At 42.2% G+C, this 21,063-nt stretch carries 14 protein-coding genes and 1 pseudogene; 8 read left to right on the top strand and 7 right to left on the bottom strand.

The window, feature by feature from the left end; all coding sequences use genetic code 11:
- Nucleotides 1-138: 138 nt before the first annotated feature.
- The gene (locus FTU70_RS07270) at nucleotides 139-855 is read left to right on the top strand and encodes a DUF2846 domain-containing protein (protein ID WP_096901390.1); all 717 of its coding nucleotides are present in this window, start codon (nucleotides 139-141) and stop codon (nucleotides 853-855) included.
- Between the two features lie 108 nt (nucleotides 856-963).
- On the opposite strand, the gene FTU70_RS07265 is transcribed toward FTU70_RS07270, so the two are convergent.
- Nucleotides 964-2,490 (bottom strand): fumarate hydratase, encoded by a 1,527-nt coding sequence (locus tag FTU70_RS07265; RefSeq protein WP_004974861.1) that lies wholly within the window; start codon nucleotides 2,488-2,490, stop codon nucleotides 964-966.
- Between the two features lie 236 nt (nucleotides 2,491-2,726).
- On the opposite strand from FTU70_RS07265, the gene FTU70_RS07260 reads away from it, so the two are divergent.
- A complete protein-coding gene (locus FTU70_RS07260; protein WP_180060396.1) occupies nucleotides 2,727-3,338 on the top strand; it encodes a class I SAM-dependent methyltransferase in 612 nt (203 codons plus the stop codon).
- A gap of 114 nt (nucleotides 3,339-3,452) precedes the next feature.
- Here FTU70_RS07260 and pta read toward each other — a convergent pair whose 3' ends face one another.
- The 4 genes from pta to FTU70_RS07240 form a co-directional block, all read right to left on the bottom strand.
- Nucleotides 3,453-5,594: a phosphate acetyltransferase gene (pta, locus tag FTU70_RS07255; RefSeq protein ID WP_004974865.1), complete on the bottom strand. Its 2,142-nt coding sequence runs from the start codon at nucleotides 5,592-5,594 to the stop codon at nucleotides 3,453-3,455.
- A gap of 55 nt (nucleotides 5,595-5,649) precedes the next feature.
- Nucleotides 5,650-6,867, bottom strand: coding sequence for an acetate kinase (locus FTU70_RS07250; RefSeq protein WP_180060395.1), 1,218 nt, complete (start codon nucleotides 6,865-6,867; stop codon nucleotides 5,650-5,652).
- Nucleotides 6,868-7,207: 340 nt separating this feature from the next.
- On the bottom strand, nucleotides 7,208-7,618 hold the full coding sequence (locus tag FTU70_RS07245; RefSeq protein ID WP_026438428.1) for a hypothetical protein: 411 nt from the start codon (nucleotides 7,616-7,618) through the stop codon (nucleotides 7,208-7,210).
- 186 nt (nucleotides 7,619-7,804) lie between these two features.
- Complete coding sequence (locus FTU70_RS07240; RefSeq protein WP_096901406.1) at nucleotides 7,805-9,070, bottom strand: glutamate-5-semialdehyde dehydrogenase; 1,266 nt, start codon at nucleotides 9,068-9,070, stop codon at nucleotides 7,805-7,807.
- A 341-nt stretch (nucleotides 9,071-9,411) separates the two neighbouring features.
- On the opposite strand from FTU70_RS07240, the gene FTU70_RS07235 reads away from it, so the two are divergent.
- Complete coding sequence (locus FTU70_RS07235) at nucleotides 9,412-10,746, top strand: alpha/beta fold hydrolase (RefSeq protein WP_004974874.1); 1,335 nt, start codon at nucleotides 9,412-9,414, stop codon at nucleotides 10,744-10,746.
- A gap of 59 nt (nucleotides 10,747-10,805) precedes the next feature.
- On the opposite strand, the gene FTU70_RS07230 is transcribed toward FTU70_RS07235, so the two are convergent.
- Nucleotides 10,806-11,696, bottom strand: coding sequence for a class I SAM-dependent methyltransferase (locus FTU70_RS07230; protein ID WP_004974878.1), 891 nt, complete (start codon nucleotides 11,694-11,696; stop codon nucleotides 10,806-10,808).
- 512 nt (nucleotides 11,697-12,208) lie between these two features.
- Nucleotides 12,209-13,312, bottom strand: a complete 1,104-nt coding sequence (gene nagZ, locus FTU70_RS07225; protein WP_167846325.1) for a beta-N-acetylhexosaminidase — start codon at nucleotides 13,310-13,312, stop codon at nucleotides 12,209-12,211.
- 194 nt (nucleotides 13,313-13,506) lie between these two features.
- Here nagZ and FTU70_RS07220 point away from each other — a divergent pair, with 194 nt between their 5' ends.
- From FTU70_RS07220 to FTU70_RS07200, 5 genes and pseudogenes are all read left to right on the top strand, one after another.
- Nucleotides 13,507-15,711 (top strand): carboxy terminal-processing peptidase, encoded by a 2,205-nt coding sequence (locus FTU70_RS07220; RefSeq protein ID WP_180060394.1) that lies wholly within the window; start codon nucleotides 13,507-13,509, stop codon nucleotides 15,709-15,711.
- A 323-nt stretch (nucleotides 15,712-16,034) separates the two neighbouring features.
- A complete protein-coding gene (locus FTU70_RS07215) occupies nucleotides 16,035-18,101 on the top strand; it encodes a bifunctional diguanylate cyclase/phosphodiesterase (protein ID WP_180060393.1) in 2,067 nt (688 codons plus the stop codon).
- 3 nt (nucleotides 18,102-18,104) lie between these two features.
- A pseudogene (locus FTU70_RS07210) lies at nucleotides 18,105-18,341 on the top strand (Fic family protein); the annotation flags it as partial.
- Between the two features lie 136 nt (nucleotides 18,342-18,477).
- On the top strand, nucleotides 18,478-20,070 hold the full coding sequence (locus FTU70_RS07205) for a peptide chain release factor 3 (RefSeq protein WP_004974887.1): 1,593 nt from the start codon (nucleotides 18,478-18,480) through the stop codon (nucleotides 20,068-20,070).
- A gap of 167 nt (nucleotides 20,071-20,237) precedes the next feature.
- On the top strand, nucleotides 20,238-21,053 hold the full coding sequence (locus tag FTU70_RS07200; protein ID WP_096901395.1) for a hypothetical protein: 816 nt from the start codon (nucleotides 20,238-20,240) through the stop codon (nucleotides 21,051-21,053).
- Nucleotides 21,054-21,063: the final 10 nt, after the last annotated feature.

Genomic DNA, 21,063 nt, shown 5'->3' with positions numbered 1-21,063 from the left:
GTCAAAAAAATCAAGGCAGTGTTAATCTTAGACCTAGGCGTGGATGCCCATTATTCAAAACAACAATTGCAAAATGAATTTGCAGCGTGATTTCAAAAACGTGATTTACAAAAATAAGAAACGCAGTGAGGGATAGACATGCGTGGTGTCGCAATCTTGGTCGTGACCAGTTTAATGTTGCTGGGATGTCATGGCAAAAAAAACGTGGTGCAACAAACGCAACCACCTAGTACCTTAAAAGTTTTAGATTTAGAACAAAAACCTGGTTTTGTAGAACAACACCGTTTGGGCATGATGACCATTGGTGGTTGGGTCAATCAAAAACTAGGGCAAAATTTTAAACCTGTTCAGGCACAACATGCCGATGCTGCCATCGTGTATTTATATCGTCCAGATTCCAAATGGAACAGACAGGAAATTGTCGCGACCAGTATGTTTATCAACAAACATCGGATTCCAAGTTTACTACACAATCATTATTACTGGGTTGAACTGGCACCAGGTGCGTATCGTCTGAGTGTGAGCCGTCCTTTGGGGGCATTACATTTCCAAAAACCGAAGTATTTGGATTTTCAGGTGCAGGCAGGGCAGTCGTATTTTATTAAGTATGATGAAGAAAACCTAAGTACTCGCAAAGAAGTTTCTGGGCCTTTAATGCTCATGCCTGCAAGTACGGCACAACAGGAAATTGCATTTACTCAACTAAAAACAGAAAGCTATAACTTTGTCGCGGAAGATCAAACCACAGGCAAGTTGCGTAAAAAGCCACAAAAAATCAAGCATGAAAAATATGACCCTGCAGAAGATGTACATTTAACCCAACCCTTTAAATTGTGGGATCCGAGAACGTGGTAAAGGCTTGTATCTTTATCTCGCGCATCGCTTTCATTCATTTCTAACACGCATAAAAAAGCACCCTAAATTTGGGTGCTTTTTGGTTTGGCTTATTGCTAAATTGGAATATTATTCTGCTGCTGCATCTACAACAGGAATTTTGCCAATTTTAGCTTGCCAGATTTTTGGTGCAATCGCGTGGATCGATGTACCGTTGACATCAACTGCAACAGACACAGGCATATCTTCCACTTTGAATTTGTAGATCGCTTCCATACCTAAGTCTTCAAAAGCAACCACTTCTGCTTCACGTACTGCTTTAGATACGAGGTAAGCTGCACCACCTACTGCCATGAGGTAAGTCGCTTTGTGGTCTTTGATCGCTTCAATGGCTGCAGGACCACGATCTGCCTTACCAATCATACCGAACAAACCAGTGTGTTCTAAGACTTGGCGGGTGAATTTGTCCATACGGGTTGCCGTTGTTGGACCTGCAGGGCCAACGACCTCATCACCAACAGGATCGACAGGGCCAACGTAGTAAATGAATTTGCCTTTTAAGTCGACTGGTAATTCTTCACCATTGTTGATCATGTCGACCATGCGCTTATGTGCAGCATCACGACCTGTGTAAATCGTACCGTTTAATAACAACGTATCGCCCGGCTGCCAAGAGTTCATTTCTTCTTGAGTAATGTTGTCTAAATCTACACGTTTAGATTTAGAAGAATCCCAAGTTACTTCTGGGTAGTCTTCAAGTTTAGGTGCTTGAATATGGGCTACACCTGAACCATCTAACTGGAAGTGTGCGTGACGAGTTGCAGCACAGTTTGGAATCATACCCACTGGTTTGCCTGCAGCGTGGCAAGGGTAGTCTTTAATTTTAATATCAAGAACTGTGGTTAAGCCGCCCAAACCTTGTGCGCCAATACCAAGAGCATTCACTTTCTCGAAGATCTCGATACGGAGTTCTTCCATTTTGTTTTGTGGACCGCGACGTAATAATTCGTCCATGTTGATTTCTTCCATAAGTGCTTCTTTTGCAAGCATCATGGCTTTTTCAGCAGTACCACCAATACCAATACCGAGCATACCCGGTGGACACCAGCCTGCACCCATAGTTGGAACAGTTTTAAGTACCCAATCTACAATTGAGTCAGATGGGTTCAACATCGCCAATTTAGATTTGTTTTCTGAACCGCCACCTTTGGCAGCAACTGTAATATCTACTTTGTTACCCGGAACGAGTTTGTAGTGAATTACTGCAGGGGTGTTGTCTTTGGTGTTTTTACGACCAAATGCAGGATCAGCCAATACCGATGCACGAAGTACGTTTGAGTTTTCTAGGTAACCTTGACGTACACCTTCGTTGATTGCATCGTCCAAGCTCATCGTTAAATCAAATTTAACGTCTAAACCCACTTCAAGGAATACGTTTACGATACCAGTATCTTGACAGATTGGACGATGACCTTCTGCACACATACGTGAGTTAATTAAGATCTGTGCAATCGCATCTTTCGCAGCTTTGTTTTCTTCACGATCATAAGCACGGCTCATCGCTTGGATGAAGTCTTGTGGATGATAGTAGGAAATGAACTGAAGCGCGTCTTTGATCGAAGTGATCAAGTCATCTTGCTTGATAATAGTTGTCATATCAAAAATCTCTTGAGCGGGCGGATAGCTAGCGGGCTAAATTATAAGATAAAATGCAGCGATTGTGGGCACTTTGATCAAGCTTTGGGCGAAAGTTTAATATCAGTCGTTAGCTTGAGAGAATTTGTGAAATATCCATAAAATTATGTCGTCAAAACGGGCCATGATTTTGCTGTTTTGTTGGTGCAAATTCAGCTATGTTCAAAGACTTCTTTGGAATGATGTTTGGGGTAAATATGAATGATCACACGCATTTAGCTGCTCAGATTATCCCCATTTATCAACGGCATGCAAAAGCGTGGACAGACTTGCGCGGTCAGTTGTTATATGAAAAAACTTGGCTGGATCGTTTTCTTGCTTATTTGCCTGCGCAGGCCAAAATATTAGATTTGGGCTGTGGTTCGGGGCGTCCTATTGCTGCATATCTATTACAGCATGGGCATCAACTTACAGGAGTAGATAGCGCAGACAGCATGCTGGAGATGGCACGTGAACATTTTCCTGAACAGTGCTGGATTGAAGCCGATATGCGCTCAGTGAACTTGAATCGGTGCTTTGATGGTATTTTGGCGTGGGATAGCTTTTTTCATTTAACGCCAAGCGATCAGCGCTGCATGTTCGAGAAATTTGCGCAATGGTCTACCGCCAATACAGTTTTAATGTTTAGCAGTGGACCTGCTGCGGGTGAGGCGATTGGGGAAATGTTTGGTGAAGCACTTTATCACGCCAGTTTGTCGCAGGATGAATATCGGCAATTGTTAAAAGATTATGGCTTTAAAGTTGTGAAAATGCTCGCGGAAGATCAGGACTGTGCAGGGCATACGGTGTGGTTGGTGCAGAGGTTTTAAAAATAGATTGGATGGAGCTAATCAATTTTTGTAGTGATCTATGAATCTACAGTGTGGAATAAAAAAACCACCCAATTTTTCAATCAGGTGGTTTGTAAAACTTAACTTTACGAATTATTGAGCTGCTTGTTGCTCTGCCTGAATCGCAGTCAATGCAATCGTGAACACAATGTCATCTACCAATGCACCACGTGACAAGTCATTCACTGGCTTGTTCAAGCCTTGTAGCATTGGGCCAACACTCACCACGTTAGCAGAACGCTGTACTGCTTTATACGTCGTGTTACCTGTGTTCAAGTCAGGGAAAATGAACACATTGGCGCGACCTGCAACTTGAGAGTTTGGTGCTTTAGAGCGACCAACACTTTCAACCGATGCTGCATCGTACTGTAATGGGCCATCAATCAGTAAGTCAGGACGACGTTGTTTCGCAATTTCAGTCGCTTTCGCTACTTTTTCTACGTCAGCACCTGCACCCGAAGTACCAGTTGAGTAAGAAATCATGGCAATACGTGGGTCAATACCAAACGCTTTTGCAGAGTCAGCAGATTGAATCGCAATTTCAGCCAATTGTTCAGCATCTGGGTCTGGGTTAATCGCACAGTCACCGTACACATATACTTCATCTGGTAACAGCATAAAGAATACTGAAGATACCAATGAATAATCAGGTGCAGTTTTAATGAGCTGGAATGCGGGACGAACTGTATTGGCTGTAGTATGCACAGCACCAGACACCAAACCATCAACCTGATCAAGTGCTAACATCATCGTACCTAATACGACAGTGTCTTGCAGCTGTTCACGTGCTTGATCGTCAGTAAGTTTGCCTTTACGCATCGCAACCATTTTTTCGACATAGTTTTCACGAATCAAGTCAGGATCAATGATTTCTAAGTCGTGTGGAAGCTCAATACCGCGTGCTTTGGCAACATCGACTACCGCTTCTGGTTTTGCCAATAATACGCAGTGGGCAATACCACGTGATTGACAAATCGCTGCAGCTTGAACGGTACGTGGCTCATCACCCTCTGGAAGCACGATACGTTTTTTCGCTGCAATAGATTTTTGCACCAATTCATGGCGGAACGCAGAAGGCGATAAACGTGGTTTATGCGTATCGCTGATTAATTGGGTTAACCATTCTGCATTGATGTGACTGGCCACAAAGCGGGTAACTTGTTCTGCACGCTCAGTATCATCTACAGGAATTTCGTTGCTCAGGTTTAATAACTGTTGTGCAGTTTCAAAGGTGCTCAATTTAGTATGTAAAATTGGCAAGCCATTTTTCATTGCTGCTTGGCAGAACTCTAAAGCTTGTGCGCTTGGTGCTTGATGTTCAGTTAACACCAAACCTGCAAGTGGAATACCATTGCTGCTGGCTAAGCTACTGGCAAGCAATACATCGACACGGTCAGAACCACTGATAATCAGCTCGCCTGCAACGAATTTATGCATTTCGTGTTCAATATTCGATGCAATTAAGCTGCTGTGTAATACACGGCGCTGCGCTGCTTCACCTTGGTTAATCCATTCTGCAGAAATGTGTGCAGCCAAGTCCGACATGCGTGGCACACTTAAAGTATTGCTGAATGGCACCAAGCCAATCACTGGCATGCAATCTTTACCAATCATTGGATGTGTAGTTTGAATTTTGCTGACAAACTGGTTGGTGTCGCTAATTAAACGTAAGTTTGGATCAAGCGTAACAGGAATTTGTGCAGAATCTTCTGGTAAACCTTTGGTACGCATAAACAATACGCCCGCAGTACGCTCACAAGTTGCACCACCAAAGAAACGTAATTGATTGTCTACTTTTGACGCTGTTTTAACAGCATTGTTGATGTCGGCATTGCTGACAATAATGACTTTTGCATCAAGTGCTTTAGCCAAATTTGCATTCAATTCAGTTGCAAATGGATCACGTCCGTTTGGCAACACGCCTTCTACAATAATGATATCGTGATGTTTAGAAATTTCACGATGTAAACGAACTGCATCTTCAAGCAATTCGTCATTTTCATCATTTTTTAAACGCTCAGTCAGCGCAGTATAAGAAATCGGCTCAACTGTTTCATGCTTGAACAGGTGACGATACAACGCAGTTGTGCGGTCTGCTTCAGGTTGTAATTCTTGTGAAAAAGGCTTTAAGAAACCTGCTTTTACGCCTTGGCATTCCAAAGCGTAAATTAAACCTAAACATGCTGATGTTAAACCAACACCAATTTCTGTAGGAACCAAAAGTATTGTTTTCATAATTTTTTCTAAATCGTAAAGGGACTGATTGAAAGTGGCTGAGCACTACGATTGCTTAAGCAATCGCAGCGTCACATTCAGACTTTTTTGCAGCTGACTTTAGCTCCTCTGCAACTTGCGCAGTTTCTTTCGCAATACGGCCTTCTTCGTCAGTTGGTACAACCCAAATTTGTGGACCGCCTGTACCTGCATCAATACGACCTTCAGTACCGCGTTTTAAGCTGTCATTGCGTTCTTTGCTGAAGTTAAAGCCAAAGTGTGGCAAGTAAGATACAGTTTTTTCACGGATGTACGCAGAGTTTTCGCCAATACCACCTGTGAAGAATAAGCCATCTAAGCATGGTAAACCACAGCTAAGTGCAGCTAAAGATTTAGCTAAACGGTAGCAGAATACTTCAATTGCAAGCGTTGCATCTTCGTTGCCTTGTTCAGATGCTTCAATCAGGGTACGCATGTCGTTCGATAAGCCTGACAAACCAAGTAAACCACTTTGGCTGTTTAGCATTTTGTCAATTTTGTAGATATCCCAACCTAAGTTGCTTGCAAGGAAGCTGTGTAAGCTTGGGTCTACATCACCACTACGAGTACCCATCACCAAACCTTCAAGTGGGGTTAGGCCCATCGATGTGTCTACACTTTGACCATTCCAGATTGCACAAGTCGAGCTACCGTTACCCAAGTGAGCAGTTAACCAGCCACCTTGTTTGAAGCTGCCAGCCAACTCTGAACCGCGCTCTGAAACGTATGCGTGACTTGTACCGTGGAAGCCATAACGACGTACGTTGTGGTCGGTATATAAGAATTTAGGCACTGCATAACGGTAAGCGTGAGCAGGCATCGTTTGGTGGAATGCAGTATCAAATACAGCCACTTGCGGAAGTTCTGGGAACAAACGCATTGTTGCTTCAATACCCACCAAGTGTGCAGGGTTGTGTAAAGGTGCAAGCGGAGTTGCTTCACGAATACGTTGCACGATTTCTTCAGTTAATAATTCTGCTTTGGTTAAAGTACCGCCGTGTACAACGCGGTGACCAATGGCTTGTGGCTTATATTGAGATAAGCGACCAAGAATAGTTTCCAATGCTTTTTCATGGTCAGCATGTGGAATAGAAAGTTCGAGCGGCTCACCACCTGCGGTAATGCCTTTAATGCGCGCATCAGCAGAACCTAGATTTTCTGCCAAACCAAAGATACGATCTCCAACGCTTTCAGATACAAGCGCATATTTGATAGAAGAAGATCCGCAGTTAATCACTAATACTGATGTAGTCACTTTTATGTACCCGAATTCTAATTGAAGTTATCCCTAGTCAATCAAGCTGCATTGCAAGATATGGCAAACGGCAATCTATTGTGTTGCAATCTTGATCATTACGTATGTTTTATCATGGGTTTTTTATTGCTCCTAGATAGACTTTAGGAGATTAGACTTAAGCATTATCGACCATGAAATCAGAAATAATTAAAATTTATCAGCCCGAAACTTTCATTTTTTCATGAAATGATGGTCTAAAATTTCTGCTTAATTCCTGTTGTATTCTCTTAACATAGCACACTTCATTCTGCAGGCGAGTGGCAAACTGTTTTAAATTATTTCCTCAATCTTTGTCGGTTTATTTTGATTTGGCAGCGTATTTAATTTCCGACCAACGGACAATCACATAAGCAATCAGTGCCACCATAAAAAACACCAACATCATCCACGCCAAGCCTTGTAAGGTTTCAATAATGGTGCGGTAAATTTCCAATACCCAGCGTTCTTGCGTCAGTTCAATCACAATTCTTTTGTCATTTTCGGCATAGGTGAGTGGGGTAATGTATTTTTCCATATCGTAAATACGAATGCCTGAAGATGTGCCGACCACCATGCCTGCAAATTTGGTGTACTTTGCCCATGCTTCATGAATTGGGTCGTGGATGATACGCGCCAAAATTGCATTGATGGAGCTGGAAAACAGACGCATGACAATGAACGACACCAACAGTGCTAAAGCAAAGGTACTAATAATCAAATAATAAAACATAAGCATCGCCACTCTTTTTGATGATTTTTCTAATCTTGATGGTGTTTTTATTTTAAGTGAGCGTTAGGCAGAAATGTGTAGTGGAACTGTGTCTTAAAACAATGTCTAAAAAATAGAAGGGAATAATGTTCAGCTTCCTGTGAAACTGAACATTATATTTGGATATTGCAAAATTACAGATGGATTTTATTGGCGGATTTGACCATCGCCAAACACGATCCATTTTTGTGAGGTTAAACCTTCCAAACCGACAGGGCCACGGGTATGAATTTTATCGGTAGAGATTCCAATTTCAGCACCTAAACCATATTCAAAACCATCAGCAAAGCGTGTAGAAGCGTTAATCATGACTGAACTAGAATCTACCGCAGCCAAGAATTGACGCGCCAAACTAAAGTTTTCAGTAATAATGGCATCAGTATGATGTGAACCATATTTATTGATATGTTCAATTGCCTCATCAATTCCTGAAACCACTTTAACTGCCAAAATTGGGCCTAAATATTCGGTGTACCAATCTTCTTCGGTTGCTGTTTTAACACTTGTACCCAAAATCTTTTGGGTTGCAGGACAGCCGCGTAATTCGACTTGTTTTTCTGCATATAGCTCGGCAATACGTGGCAAGAATTGTGCGGCAACAGCCTCATCGACCAACAATGTTTCCATGGCATTACAGACGCCATAACGGTGAGTTTTTGCATTCAGGGCAATAGGCAGGGCTTTTTGTAAATCGGCCTGTGCTTCTACAAATACGTGACAGTTACCATCCAAATGTTTAATCACTGGAATACGCGCTTCATTGCTGATGCGTTCAATCAGACTTTTACCGCCACGTGGCACAATTACATCTACATATTCAGACATGGTAATTAATTGCCCAACGGCAGCACGGTCTGAGGTATTAATCACTTGCACCGATGTTTCTGGCAAGCCTGATGCTTTTAAGCCGTGTTGAATCGCGGCAGCAATCGCTTGGTTAGATTCCAGTGCTTCAGAACCACCACGTAAAATAATCGCATTGCCTGATTTTAATGCCAAAGACGCAGCTTCAAGGGTTACGTTTGGACGTGATTCGTAAATCATGCCCACCACACCTAGCGGTACACGCATTTTGCCCAATTGAATACCAGATGGACGGTAAGCCATATCGGTAATTTCACCAATTGGATCCATGAGACCAATCACATCTTTCAGACCTTGTAACATGCCTTTAAAGCGTGCGGGGTTAAGTTCTAAGCGATCAAGCAGTGCGCTATCCAAGTTGTTGTTACGACCTTTGGTCATATCAATTTGGTTGGCAGCTAAAATAGCGGACTCGCTATTTTCCAATGCCGTATAAATAGCCGATAACGCATTGTTTTTAGATTGGGTAGAAGCGCTTGCTAAGACACGAGAGGCTTGGCGTGCTTGTTGTCCTACCGTTTGCATATATTGTTCAATAGACTCTTGCATAGCGGTTTGATCACTTAGAAATTTCAACTCGATATTAACAGTCTGTGCCTGCACAATGAAGCGTCTCAGCGGAAAATCGACTAAATTGTTCAATCTTTTCATATTTTTCAATGCTTTCATCACAAAAATTAATATTTTGAAATGCTTTATGATTTAAAAGTAGATGAGCGGTCATAGAAAATGTTGCGTATAAAATCAGCACCTGTATAGAATGATGCGATAACGACATTGATGTCATTCACAACAATAAGCAGGATGCCACTTTAATTCAGATAAGTGGGTAATCGTTCAATGACGAACACTTGCACAATAAAAATAAAATGCGCATGGAGGTAAGGAATATGAATTCCATGATCCAGATGGACACGGATGTACAGGACGCAAGTTCGCATGTCTGTTTTTTTGATATTTACGATAAACACAGCTTTAAACAACCCGCTCGTACCACTTGGATCAACGGCTGGAAAGTGGAATACATGGCAATTGCTCAGCCAGAAACCGCACATTTAACTCCAATTGTGATTATTGGTGGTGCATTCCAAAACTTTAATTCATATAAATATTGTGTCGAGCAGCTTTTTCGTGCAGGGCCAATCATTTTAATTGATATGCCATCTATGGGCGCCAATCAGCAAATGACCAATGTGGAAACAGGTGAGTCGGCAGGAACGCTAGAACTGCATGATTTAGGTCAGATGTTGGGTGATTGGCTGGATATTGTCGGCTTAGATAAAGTATCCGTCATGGGCATGTCATTGGGTTCGGTGGTGGCATCGTGTCTAGCAGATCAGCGTCCTGAATTGATTGATCGCATGATTTTAATGGGGGTTATGCAAAAGACCCGTAAAAGTTGGCGCATGTTGCTTGAAGAATCACTGCATTTAATGAAAGAGCAGCGCATGGATGAATTTGGTCAGGCGGTGATTTTATACTTGGTCAATCATGCCAAAATGGAACAAACTCGCATGTCACCGACTGCAAAGCGTTTGTTTTACCGACAAATGGCCGACTTTACCGCTACAGAGCAAGATCGCTACGATGTGAACTGCAACCGTTTATTGCGGTTAACCAATGTGCCTATTCCGCAATGTAAGGTTTTGGTGGCGTGTGGGCAATATGACAGTTTTACCTTGCCGCATGAAAATGCCAATTTTGCCTTACAGTGCCCGAACATGGAATTTGCCATGATTGCCAATGCAGATCATGTGCCGCAATTACAGCGCCGTAAAGAAACCATGAATTTATTTGCGACCTTTTTAAGCGATGAATCTATTCAGGACTTAGATGGCATTATTCCAATGACACGTGCGCAACTATTGACGATGGAACGCCGTGGAGAAGCGCGTATTCGGGTGCAAAATCCGCAAAGTCATTTGCAGTATCGTCATTCTGATTTGAAAATTGCTACGCACATTGTCGATTTAAACTTCTTTGGTGTATTGCTTGATTTTGAAAATGCTGCGTTGGCGGCACAAGCAGCACAGTTTGAACGAGATATGGCCTTAGAATTACAGGATGAGGAAGGCAGTTTTAGCATTGAATGTTTAATTTTTGAAAGCCAAGGGCAGCAACTACGCGCATTATTTAAGCATGGTAGTTTTGAGGTGGCAGAGCGTTTGTTGCGTTATGTGGAACGTCAAAAAGCGGCTGCACAAAATTTGGAATATGCCCGTTAGTAGATAAAATCAGTGCTTGGTTTAAAATTATCCAAAGAAAATAGAATCAAAATAGCGTGTTAAACCACGCTATTTTTTTTGTAGGCATGAACCATCCAGACTAAATCGCCTAAATGTTCTGCGGTTGTTTTTTCTAAAGAGCTGTTGGAAAAATACAGTTGTGGTTGTTGTAGCTGCACTTGCTCAAAACCTGCATTTTGAAAAAACTGAGTTAATTCCTGCGGAGATTGAAAGTGAAAGGTGAAAGCACTGCGTGACATAAATTTCAATAATCGGCTGCAGTTCCAAATAAAATTGGCGAGCTTGTTTTTGACGGGTTCAGGGTAAATATCGGTTAAATAATGCAGTTCTGGAAAGTCTTGGGTGTAGTTACACATGCCATTTAACAGCTGTTGTAGCATGTCTTTGCTGAAGTAGTTAATTAAACCTTCACTAATAATTACTAAGGGCTGAGAGTGATCAAAATATTCAAAGGCCTGTTGAAAGGATTCACTAAAAATATCGGCGGTGAGAACTTCAGGTGCGTCGTGGTCAATTTGTCGTAACGCTTGAGTTTTAATTTGCGCCATATCAGGCAAATCCAGTTCACGGTAATTCAGTTCAGGATATTTTTGTCGAAAGTTCCAGCTGCGTGGTGACAGCCCAGATGCAATTTCGAGCACTTGTAATTGCGGATGTTGCTGAATCAGTGCGGTTAAGTGTGCATCAATCATTTGGTGACGTTGTTTGAGGGTGCTGCGCATACTGCCGCCCACATGACGTTCTGCCCAGTTTTCTAAAGGATGTACCAATTTGGCTAAAAACTTGCCTTTTCGGGTCGCAAATACAGGATGTGAAATCCCCCTTTGATACCAGATATATCCCGTATAATGTGCGGTAAAAGAAATATGCCGATGTTTGGACAATGCAGTCGTGTCTGAGCGAGTTGGCTTGGCATCCGAGTTGTGCATTTCAGTCCTTTTTTCTGTCGTGATTTTGCTGTTCAGCAATGTTTTTGTCATTTTCGTATAGACCTTAATTGTTTGTATGGTGGTCGTTGTCTTTTTAGGCATGCTTTGACACTCAAGCTGCGGTGTCAGGCATATACTCAAAATAGAATAAGTTTATCATAATCAAAAAGGAACAAGCTGTCGTGTTCCTTTGTCGTATAAATGCTGTGAAAAAGTGAAGGCGTATAGGGTCTGTTGACATTTCATAAATGGCTTGCGCTGTAGGCTAAAACTGAGCAGATCAGGCATAAAACGCAGGGAATAGTGGACCTATTTTCAAGTTCCATAACGTAATCTGAGAAAGTTTTAGCCACAGCCTTTCAGGACGAGCATATTTTTTGCTGCTATTGCGTTATGTGCCAGTCATTTAGAATGACTAAATTTCCTGTCCCATGCCTTATATCAGCTAAAAAATATGTGTCGTCGCAAACATAGACGAATTGTCAACAGACCCTAGTTAGTTTGTGGTGATCTCAAGTCGCAGCGTTTTTAGTGGTACTTGAATAATTGGTCGGGTCGTGACTAGTTTGTGCTGCCAGTAGCGTGGCACTTTGTTCTTTAAATACCAAGATACGATCACGGACGCTTCGCCATTCATCACCCAAGTCTAAAACTTCAGCAATGCTAAACTCTGCACTAAGCTCAGGGATTTTACCGCGCATGCGTTCTAAACGTGCCTGATTCGGCAAGGGTAAATCGGCAATCGCATTTAAAGCCAATCGTTGTGCAGCACGGTTGTTGCAGACCAATCCCATGTCACAGCCTGCAAGCAAAGCGGCATGAATACGTGCATCGGCATCGCCTGCTACACAAGCCGCCTGCATGCTTAAATCATCCGAAAAGAGTACACCATCATAGCCCAAGTCTTTGCGAAGCACTTGCTGTAACCAAAACTCAGAAAAACCTGCAGGGTTCGGATCGACCTGATCATAAATAACATGTGCAGGCATGAGGGCATCCAGTTGATTTTGCAGTTGGATAAAGGTTTGCATATCCTGTTGCTGAATTTCGGCAAAAGAACGTGAATCTATCGCGGCAGCAACGTGAGAGTCTGCTTTAACCGATCCATGCCCAGGAAAATGCTTGCCTGTGGTTGCCATTCCTGCACGATGCATTCCACGTAAAAAAGCATCTGCCAAAGCAATAATATCGACAGGACGCGCAGCAAAAGCACGATCTCCAATGACATCACTGATGTCATTTAAATCTAAAACGGGTGCAAAACTAAAATCAATGCCTACGGCTAATACTTCGGTGGCCATCAACCAGCCACATTCTTCGGCTAAATCTAAGGCACGTTCAGGTTCGTTTTGGTATAACTCGCCAAATCTACCCATAGCAGGCAATAGGGTAAAACCTTGTTTTAAGCGTTGTACGCGTCCGCCTTCCTGATCGACTGCAATTAAAATATCAGGGCGTACCTGACGCATGTGGTCGGTCAAGGCGCGTACTTGCGCAGGAGATTGGATATTTCGGGCAAATAAAATGACTCCACCGACTTGCGGAGCGCTTAATAGTTCAATATCTTCTTGAGTAAGTTCTGTGCCAGCGATGTCGAGCATCAATGCGCCAATCATATTGGGTGTCCGTATTCGATTTTTATCAATAAAAAAACAATACCTGAATTCTGCAATGATTTGCTACATTTTGACAGCACAGATTATGATAAAACTACACGACAGACCCAAATTAAGTTGTATAAGATTTTGAATCTGCTCAATTCATTGTGAAAAGCAGAGATTGGTCAAAAACCAAGGACGTAAATATTTTTATGAAACTTCAAACCATCGCTTGTGCGGTTGCAATAGCAACTGGCGGTTTTTTCTTTTCTCACGCCATTAACGAGGCAATTGCAGCCAATAATACCGCTGTCGTTGCTAACAGTATTGTGCCGACGCAGGAACAAGCTTTGGTTTCGCGTCAATTGGCGACCTTGGTCGATCGTCAGCATTATTTAAATCAGCGTTTAGATGCTGCGACGTCGCAGCGCATTTTTGATTTTTATATCGACAGTTTAGACCCAGACCACACTTTGTTTTTGGCTAAAGAAGTTGAGCAATACCGCAAACAATATGCAGCAACATTTGGCGCTTCATTAAAAGCAGGCAATTTGGCTGGACCGTATCAAATTCATGCACAGTATCGTGAACGCTTAAAACAGTTTTATCATTTCATGTTGGCAGAGCTGAAAAAACCACAAAATTTAAAACAGCCAAATATCACGATTGAAACAGATCGGGAAAAAGCACCGTTCTTTAATACTGAAGCAGAAATGCGTAAGCATTGGCAAAAAATGCTGGTGTCGCAGCTCATTAACCTGACCATTAGCAAAGAAGAAGAATTGGCAAAACAAAAAGCCATTAAAGATAACCCTGAATTGACCAATGGGCAGGATTTGGCAAGTCCAGAAGATTTGACACCAGTTCAGACTTTAACCAAGCGTTATACCCGCCAGTTAGAGCGAATGGATCGTTTAAAGAGCGATGACGTGCTGGATAAAACTTTGAATGCGATGATGCTGACTTATGATCCGCACAGCAATTATTTCCCACCTGTCGATGCGATGGAGCTGAACCGTCAAACGACTTTGCAGCTTGAAGGAATTGGGGTGTCGATTCGTCCTGAACGGGGCAATGAAGACTACACTAAAATTGAAACCATTGTTGAAGGTGGCCCTGCCAGTAAAACAGGGCAGGTGAAATCGGGTGACCGCATTATTGGTGTGGCGCAAGATGGCGAAAAAATGGTGGATGTTGTGGGTTGGCCGAGTAATGAAATTGTGGGGCTGATTCGTGGTAAACGTGGCACCAAAGTCACTGTGCGTTTGTTGGGTGCGGGTGCGGCGATGAATCAGGCGCGTAATGTGACCATTGTGCGTGATGTGATTCAGGAAGAAGATGCGGGAGTTCGCTCACGAACGATTGACATCAAACGTGATGGTCAAACTTATACCTATGGTGTGATTGAAATTCCATCCTTTTATTTGAATTACCGTGCACGTCGTGCAGGCAATGAATATCGCTCGGTGTCGGAGGATACCAACAATGCCCTGAAAAGTTTGGCGGCCAAAAATGTCGCAGGGATTATTGTCGATTTACGTAACAACCCTGGCGGTTCACTAGAAGAAGTGGCACGTATGCTTGGGCAAGTAATCAAATCAGGCCCTGTGGTGCAAATTCGTGATGGCAATGGCAACGTGAGCGTATTTGAAGATGACGATGGCGGTGCACAGACTTATGCAGGCCCATTGGCAGTGATGATTAACCTTGCTTCTGCTTCGGCCAGTGAAATTTACTCTGCTGCAATTCAGGACTATCAGCGCGGGATTGTGATTGGTAGCACCACCACAGGTAAAGGTACAGCGCAGGTACAACTCGACACCTTAGCCTATGGGCAGGCGACCTTAACTCAACGTAAGTTCTACCGTATTACAGGTGGAAGTACCCAAAACAAAGGTGTGATTCCTGACATTAAACTGGTGGATATTTACAATGAGGAGTTTGGTGAACGCAAAGCGAAAAATGCTTTGAAGTGGGATACTATTCCAACTGCACCATTTAAGCGTGAAGGTTCAGTACAGCCGTACATCACCAAGCTAGGGCAATTGTCACAGCAACGTGTCACGCTTGATCCGCAATTTCAATATTTGGAACAACGTAAGCAAATTGCCAAACAAACTGAAGATCGCAAAAGCATTGTGTTAGATATTGAACAACGCAGAGCAGAGTTGTTAGCTTTGGAGCAACAAACGCTGACTGCGGAAAACAAACGCCGTCAGGAAACAGGTTTGAAACCATTTGCTAATTGGGAAAGCTATCAGGCATCTATTGATGCTTTGGCAGAAGCGCGTGCCAAAATGAAAGCGGCACAACGCCCTACTTTACCTGAGGAAGAAGCTTTTGTGATTGAAGCAGCGCAGGTGTTGCAAGACTATGCCATGTTACAAAAAGGTGTTTCTGAGCCGAATCAACCTTAAAACAATGTTAGAATCTTAATCAAATAGAACCAGCAGCGAAAAGTTGCTGGTTTTTTTCATCCTAAAGCGAAAAGTAAAGTGACAAGATGCATATAGCTTTGAGTCAGACAGCTATTTTTAGCAGTTTTGAATTGCCATTATTTCATGATGACATATTATATATTTGACTATTGACCAAAGCGGAATAGTATTAGACTCTTAAGTCAATGCAGTCTTTGCTAGATCAATCCGTCGTTCAGGTTGCTTTTTAGTTATTATTTATAAGAGAGTGTGAGATTGAGTAGCCGAAAAACAATAAAATATGACAGAGATGGATACATCTAATGATGCATGTACATTATGATCTGAGCTTGGTAATTGGCTCGGTAGCAATCTCAGTATTGGCCTGCTATTTTGCAGTGTCTGTTGAGCAAATGCTTTTTCAAAATGTACAACAACAACTAAAAAAAATTGCATTAATCATGAGTGGTTTACTGCTGGGTGCGGCAGTGTGGAGTATGCATTTTGTGGGCATGTTGGCATGCCAGTTACCTGCACCGTATCAATTTGATCTTAGCTTTACGACCCTATCTTTTGTTATTGCATTTATCGCTTCTACGTTTGCGGTTTGGCTGACCACGCAATCGACCTTGCCTGTGGCGCGTTTGATCCTGAGCGGCATTTTAATGGGGTTGGGTATTTCAGGCATGCACTATACGGGCATGATGGGAATTCAGGTAGAAGGCTACCGTAGTTATTATGATCCTACCATTGTTTTGCTGTCTGTATTAGTGGCCATTGGCGGTGCAATACTTACCTTTTGGTTTATGTTTCATTCCAAGTGCAGAATGGGGCGTCAGGCACAATATAAAATTTTCATTGCGGTGCTCATGAGTCTGAGCATTGTTGCCATGCACTATATAGGCATGGAAGCACTGCATTTTTACTCTACAGCAGATTTGCCTCAATCAGGGCACTTCCAGATCGGGCAAGGGCCAGCTCTGTTGGTGGTTATTTTAGTGACCAGTCTGATTTTTGCTGCTGCGGTGGGCGTATCTCTGCTGGAGCTGCGCTTAGAAGAAAAAAGCAGACAATTGTCTTTAGCCAACCGTGAATTGGCCAATCAGGCAGTCAAAGATAACCTGACCAAATTGCCCAACCGTTTATATTTAGCTGAATATGCACAATTGCTTTTTTCTGAGCATCGGCAAAAAAACACTAAAATTGCATTTTTGTATATCGACTTAGACCGCTTTAAAGCGGTGAATGACGTATTTGGGCATCATGTTGGCGATCAATTGCTGATTCAGTTGTCTAAACGTGTGCAATCCCACTTGGGCGAAAATACCCAGTTATTAAGAATTGGTGGCGATGAATTTCTTTTGGTGATTGAACATACCGATATCGCAGAAGCCACGCTCATTTCTGAAAAAATATTAGAACTGATTCAGCAAAGTTTCTTAATTGCAGGCAAGGTCATTAATATTTCAGGCAGTATTGGCATTGCGATGTATCCAGAGCATGGCACCAATTTGCAAGATATTTTAATGAATGCTGATGCGGCGATGCTGACCTCTAAATATCAGGGGCGTAACACCAGTTCGGTATTTAATTATGATCTGGAGTTACTTGAGGCCAAAAGCCAAAGTAAGTTGATTAATGATTTATATAAAGCGGTTGAACAACAACAATTTGCGTTGTTCTATCAGCCAAAGTTTAAAGCCGCTGACCATAAAATTTGTGGCGTAGAAGCTTTAATTCGTTGGTATCACCCCGTACATGGTTTACTTACCCCAAATATGTTTATTAAAGGGGCTGAAAAGACGGGGTTGATTATTCAAATTGGCTATTGGACGCTAGAAGAAGCCTTTAAACAAATTCAAATTTGGGAAAGATCGGGTGCACCGTTATTTCCTGTGGCTGTGAATTTATCGGCAGTGCAGTTTGAACATAAACACTTATTTTCGACGTTAGAAAACTTGTTTAAACGCTATGAGATTCAACCCCATCACCTGATGATTGAAGTGACTGAAAGTACAGCAATGCATCATATTGAATCGAGTATTCGTAGTTTTGAGCGTTTGCGTCAAATGGGGATTCAATTGGCGATTGATGATTTTGGTACAGGACATTCGAGTTTCTTGTATTTGAAAAAATTGCCAGTCGATGAGTTGAAAATTGACCGTGCTTTTATTTTAGATTTGTGTTTGGACAGCAAAGAAGAATTAATTTTAGAAAGTATTATTCAGTTAGCCATTAAACTGGGTTTAACTGTGACCGCTGAAGGGGTGGAAACGCCATTGCAAGCTGAGATTTTAACCCGTTTAGGCTGTCAGCAATTACAGGGCTACTTATTAGGCTTACCAATGGATGTTGAGCGTTTAGAAGAGCTGTTTAAACATTCGGCTTAAGCTAGCGATCATGCTACCGCTCAAGATAGCGTACAAGTGAGCGACCAAGTCCAGCGTTTAATTTCAGTGATGAAACAAGATGAATATAGTTTGGCTGAGTTGATGCAGTTGTTAGGTTTAACTCATAGCGCAACATTCCAAAAGAACGATATGAATCCTGCCATAGAAGTAGGTTTGATTGAACGTACGATTCCAGAAAAACCGAAAAGCCAAAAGCAAAAGTATAGATTGAAAAAATAACTATATTCTCAGTTGTGGATAAATTAGAACATATCAACAATCAATAAAATTTGATTCAAATCTGCTACAATTACGCCAATTTTTCATATTGATCATTTTGATCTTATACACTGCGGTTCTGCAGTAGGTGTCTTGCATGAGTTTTAAAGATGAGTTAGCGGCGCAGGTCGCACAGCGACGTACTTTCGCGATTATTTCCCACCCCGATGCTGGTAAAACCACCATGACAGAAAAACTGCTGTTATGGGGACAAGCCATTCAAGTTGCAGGGATGGTAAAAAGCCGTAAGTCAGATCGTGGCGCAACATCTGACTGGATGGAAATGGAAAAAGAACGTGGTATTTCCATTACAACTTCGGTGATGCAATTCCCGTATAAAGACAAAATGATTAACCTGCTCGATACCCCAGGGCACGAAGATTTCTCTGAAGATACTTACCGCACTCTAACTGCGGTGGACTCTGCACTGATGGTGATTGATGGTGCGAAAGGTGTCGAAGACCGTACCATTAAATTAATGGATGTGTGTCGTATGCGTGACACACCCATCATTTCATTCGTCAACAAAATGGACCGCGAAATTCGTGAACCATTAGAGTTGTTGGATGAAATTGAAAATGTCCTCAAAATTAAGTGTGTGCCAATCACTTGGCCAATGGGTACAGGGCGTGATTTCGCAGGGGTGTTTAACCTCATCGAAGAAAAGTTTTATGTGTACAAATCAGGTTTTGGTTCAACCATTCCTGAAATTGAAGTACGTGATGGCTATAACCATGCAGACCTACGTGAAAAAGTAGGTGAATTGGCATGGGCGGCATTTGAAGAATCACTTGAATTGGTACAAATGGCGAATGAGCCTTTAGACCGTGAAGAGTTTTTAGCGGGTCGTCAAACACCAGTGCTATTTGGTACTGCTTTGGGTAACTTCGGTGTAGATCATGTATTGAATGCATTCAGTGAATATGCGCCGCCGCCAAAAGCACATCCAACGCAAGACCGTATTGTAGAAGCCAATGAAGAAGGCTTTAGTGGTTTTGTTTTTAAAATTCAGGCCAATATGGATCCGAAGCACCGTGACCGTATTGCTTTCATGCGAATATGTTCAGGCAAGTATGAAAAAGGCTTAAAAATGAAGCATGTGCGTATTGATAAAGATGTACGTATCAGCGATGCCTTAACCTTCTTGGCAGGTGATCGTCAGCACCTCGAAGAAGCGTGGCCGGGCGACATTATTGGTCTGCATAACCACGGGACGATTCAAATTGGCGATACCTTCACTTCGGGTGAAAAGTTGCAATTTACAGGGATTCCGCACTTCGCACCTGAAATGTTCCGTCGTGTACGTTTGAAAGATCCATTGAAGTCCAAACAGCTGCAAAAAGGCCTTAAAGAGCTTTCAGAAGAAGGTGCAACGCAAGTCTTTATGCCACAAAACAGCAATGATTTAATCGTAGGTGCTGTTGGTGTGCTACAGTTTGAAGTCGTCGCCTATCGCCTGAAAGAAGAATACAAAGTTGATTGTATTTACGAGCCTGTCAGCATCAACACGGTACGTTGGGTGTCTTGTGCTGATGAGAAAAAATTTAACGAGTTTAAGAAAAAAGCCCACGATCAGTTGTCTGTCGATGGTGGTGGTCACTTAACTTATCTCGCGCCAAGTCGTGTGAATTTACAGTTAATGCAAGAGCGTTACCCTGACATTGAGTTTAGAAATACACGCGAGCACTAAGTCTCAGGTTGATGATGCTTAATCTGGCAGATGCAATCAGCGTAGCGCAGATGAATGTTCGGCATGCCTAAAAGTTTCAAAATTAAAACAGCTTCTTTAGGAAGCTGTTTTATTATGGGGGCGGTAAAAGATTAAAGATTATTTTTGATAAATGAATTGGGGAAATCATGCAGCAAAAATCGGTTTATCTGGGTGCAATTTTGAGCGGGATGGTTTTGCTTAGCGCCTGTGACTCATCTAAACAAGATCAAAACTCAGATGAGCAAACGTCTATTTTTCAGAAAGATCAAGCAGATGTTTTGCCGTATTTGAATATCAAACAACAGGCGGCAGAAATTGCCTTACCTTTTTGTGAAAATAAAAACTGCATTGAATTAGAAGTACAAACTTTAAATACCCAAGATACATGGCTCAACAGTTGGATTGCAAAAAATCAGGCCATGGTGATTCAAGATCAAATTGGCTTAAAACAAAACATGAGTTTGCAGCAAGCCGTAGATGCCTATGTGAAAAAATCCGATGCTTGGCAGGCACAATTAGATCAAAATAAAGCTTATGAATTGGCGATGTACACCCGTATGGCATATCAACGCAATCAATATGTTTTGTTGCAAGTCGGGGTAGATAGCAAACAGGAAGGCACGCAGGTCAAAGAACGCTATTATTTCTTTGTGGCAGATCGGAAGCAGCAAAAAGCCTTGTCTGTTTTAGATGTGATTGATGCCAAACAACAAACCCGTATGAATACTTTTGTACAGCAGGCCTATCAGGATTGGCTCAAAACACAAAGCAGTGACGTGCAAAAAGCAGCACCTGCCAAATTATACTGGGGGCAGGCAGATTGGTTTTTTGATGATCAGGGCTTAGGATTGCATTATCGCACCCATGAAATTGTCAAAGATGGCACGCAGTTAGATATTTACCTAAGCAAAGCACAAACACAACAAGTTTTAAAAGCAGACATCTATCCATCTATGTTTTAGTAGGTGAGTA

The organism is Acinetobacter sp. YH12135 (assembly GCF_013418565.1).
GTDB lineage: Bacteria > Pseudomonadota > Gammaproteobacteria > Pseudomonadales > Moraxellaceae > Acinetobacter > Acinetobacter towneri.
This window is presented reverse-complemented; position numbering and strand designations above follow the sequence as displayed.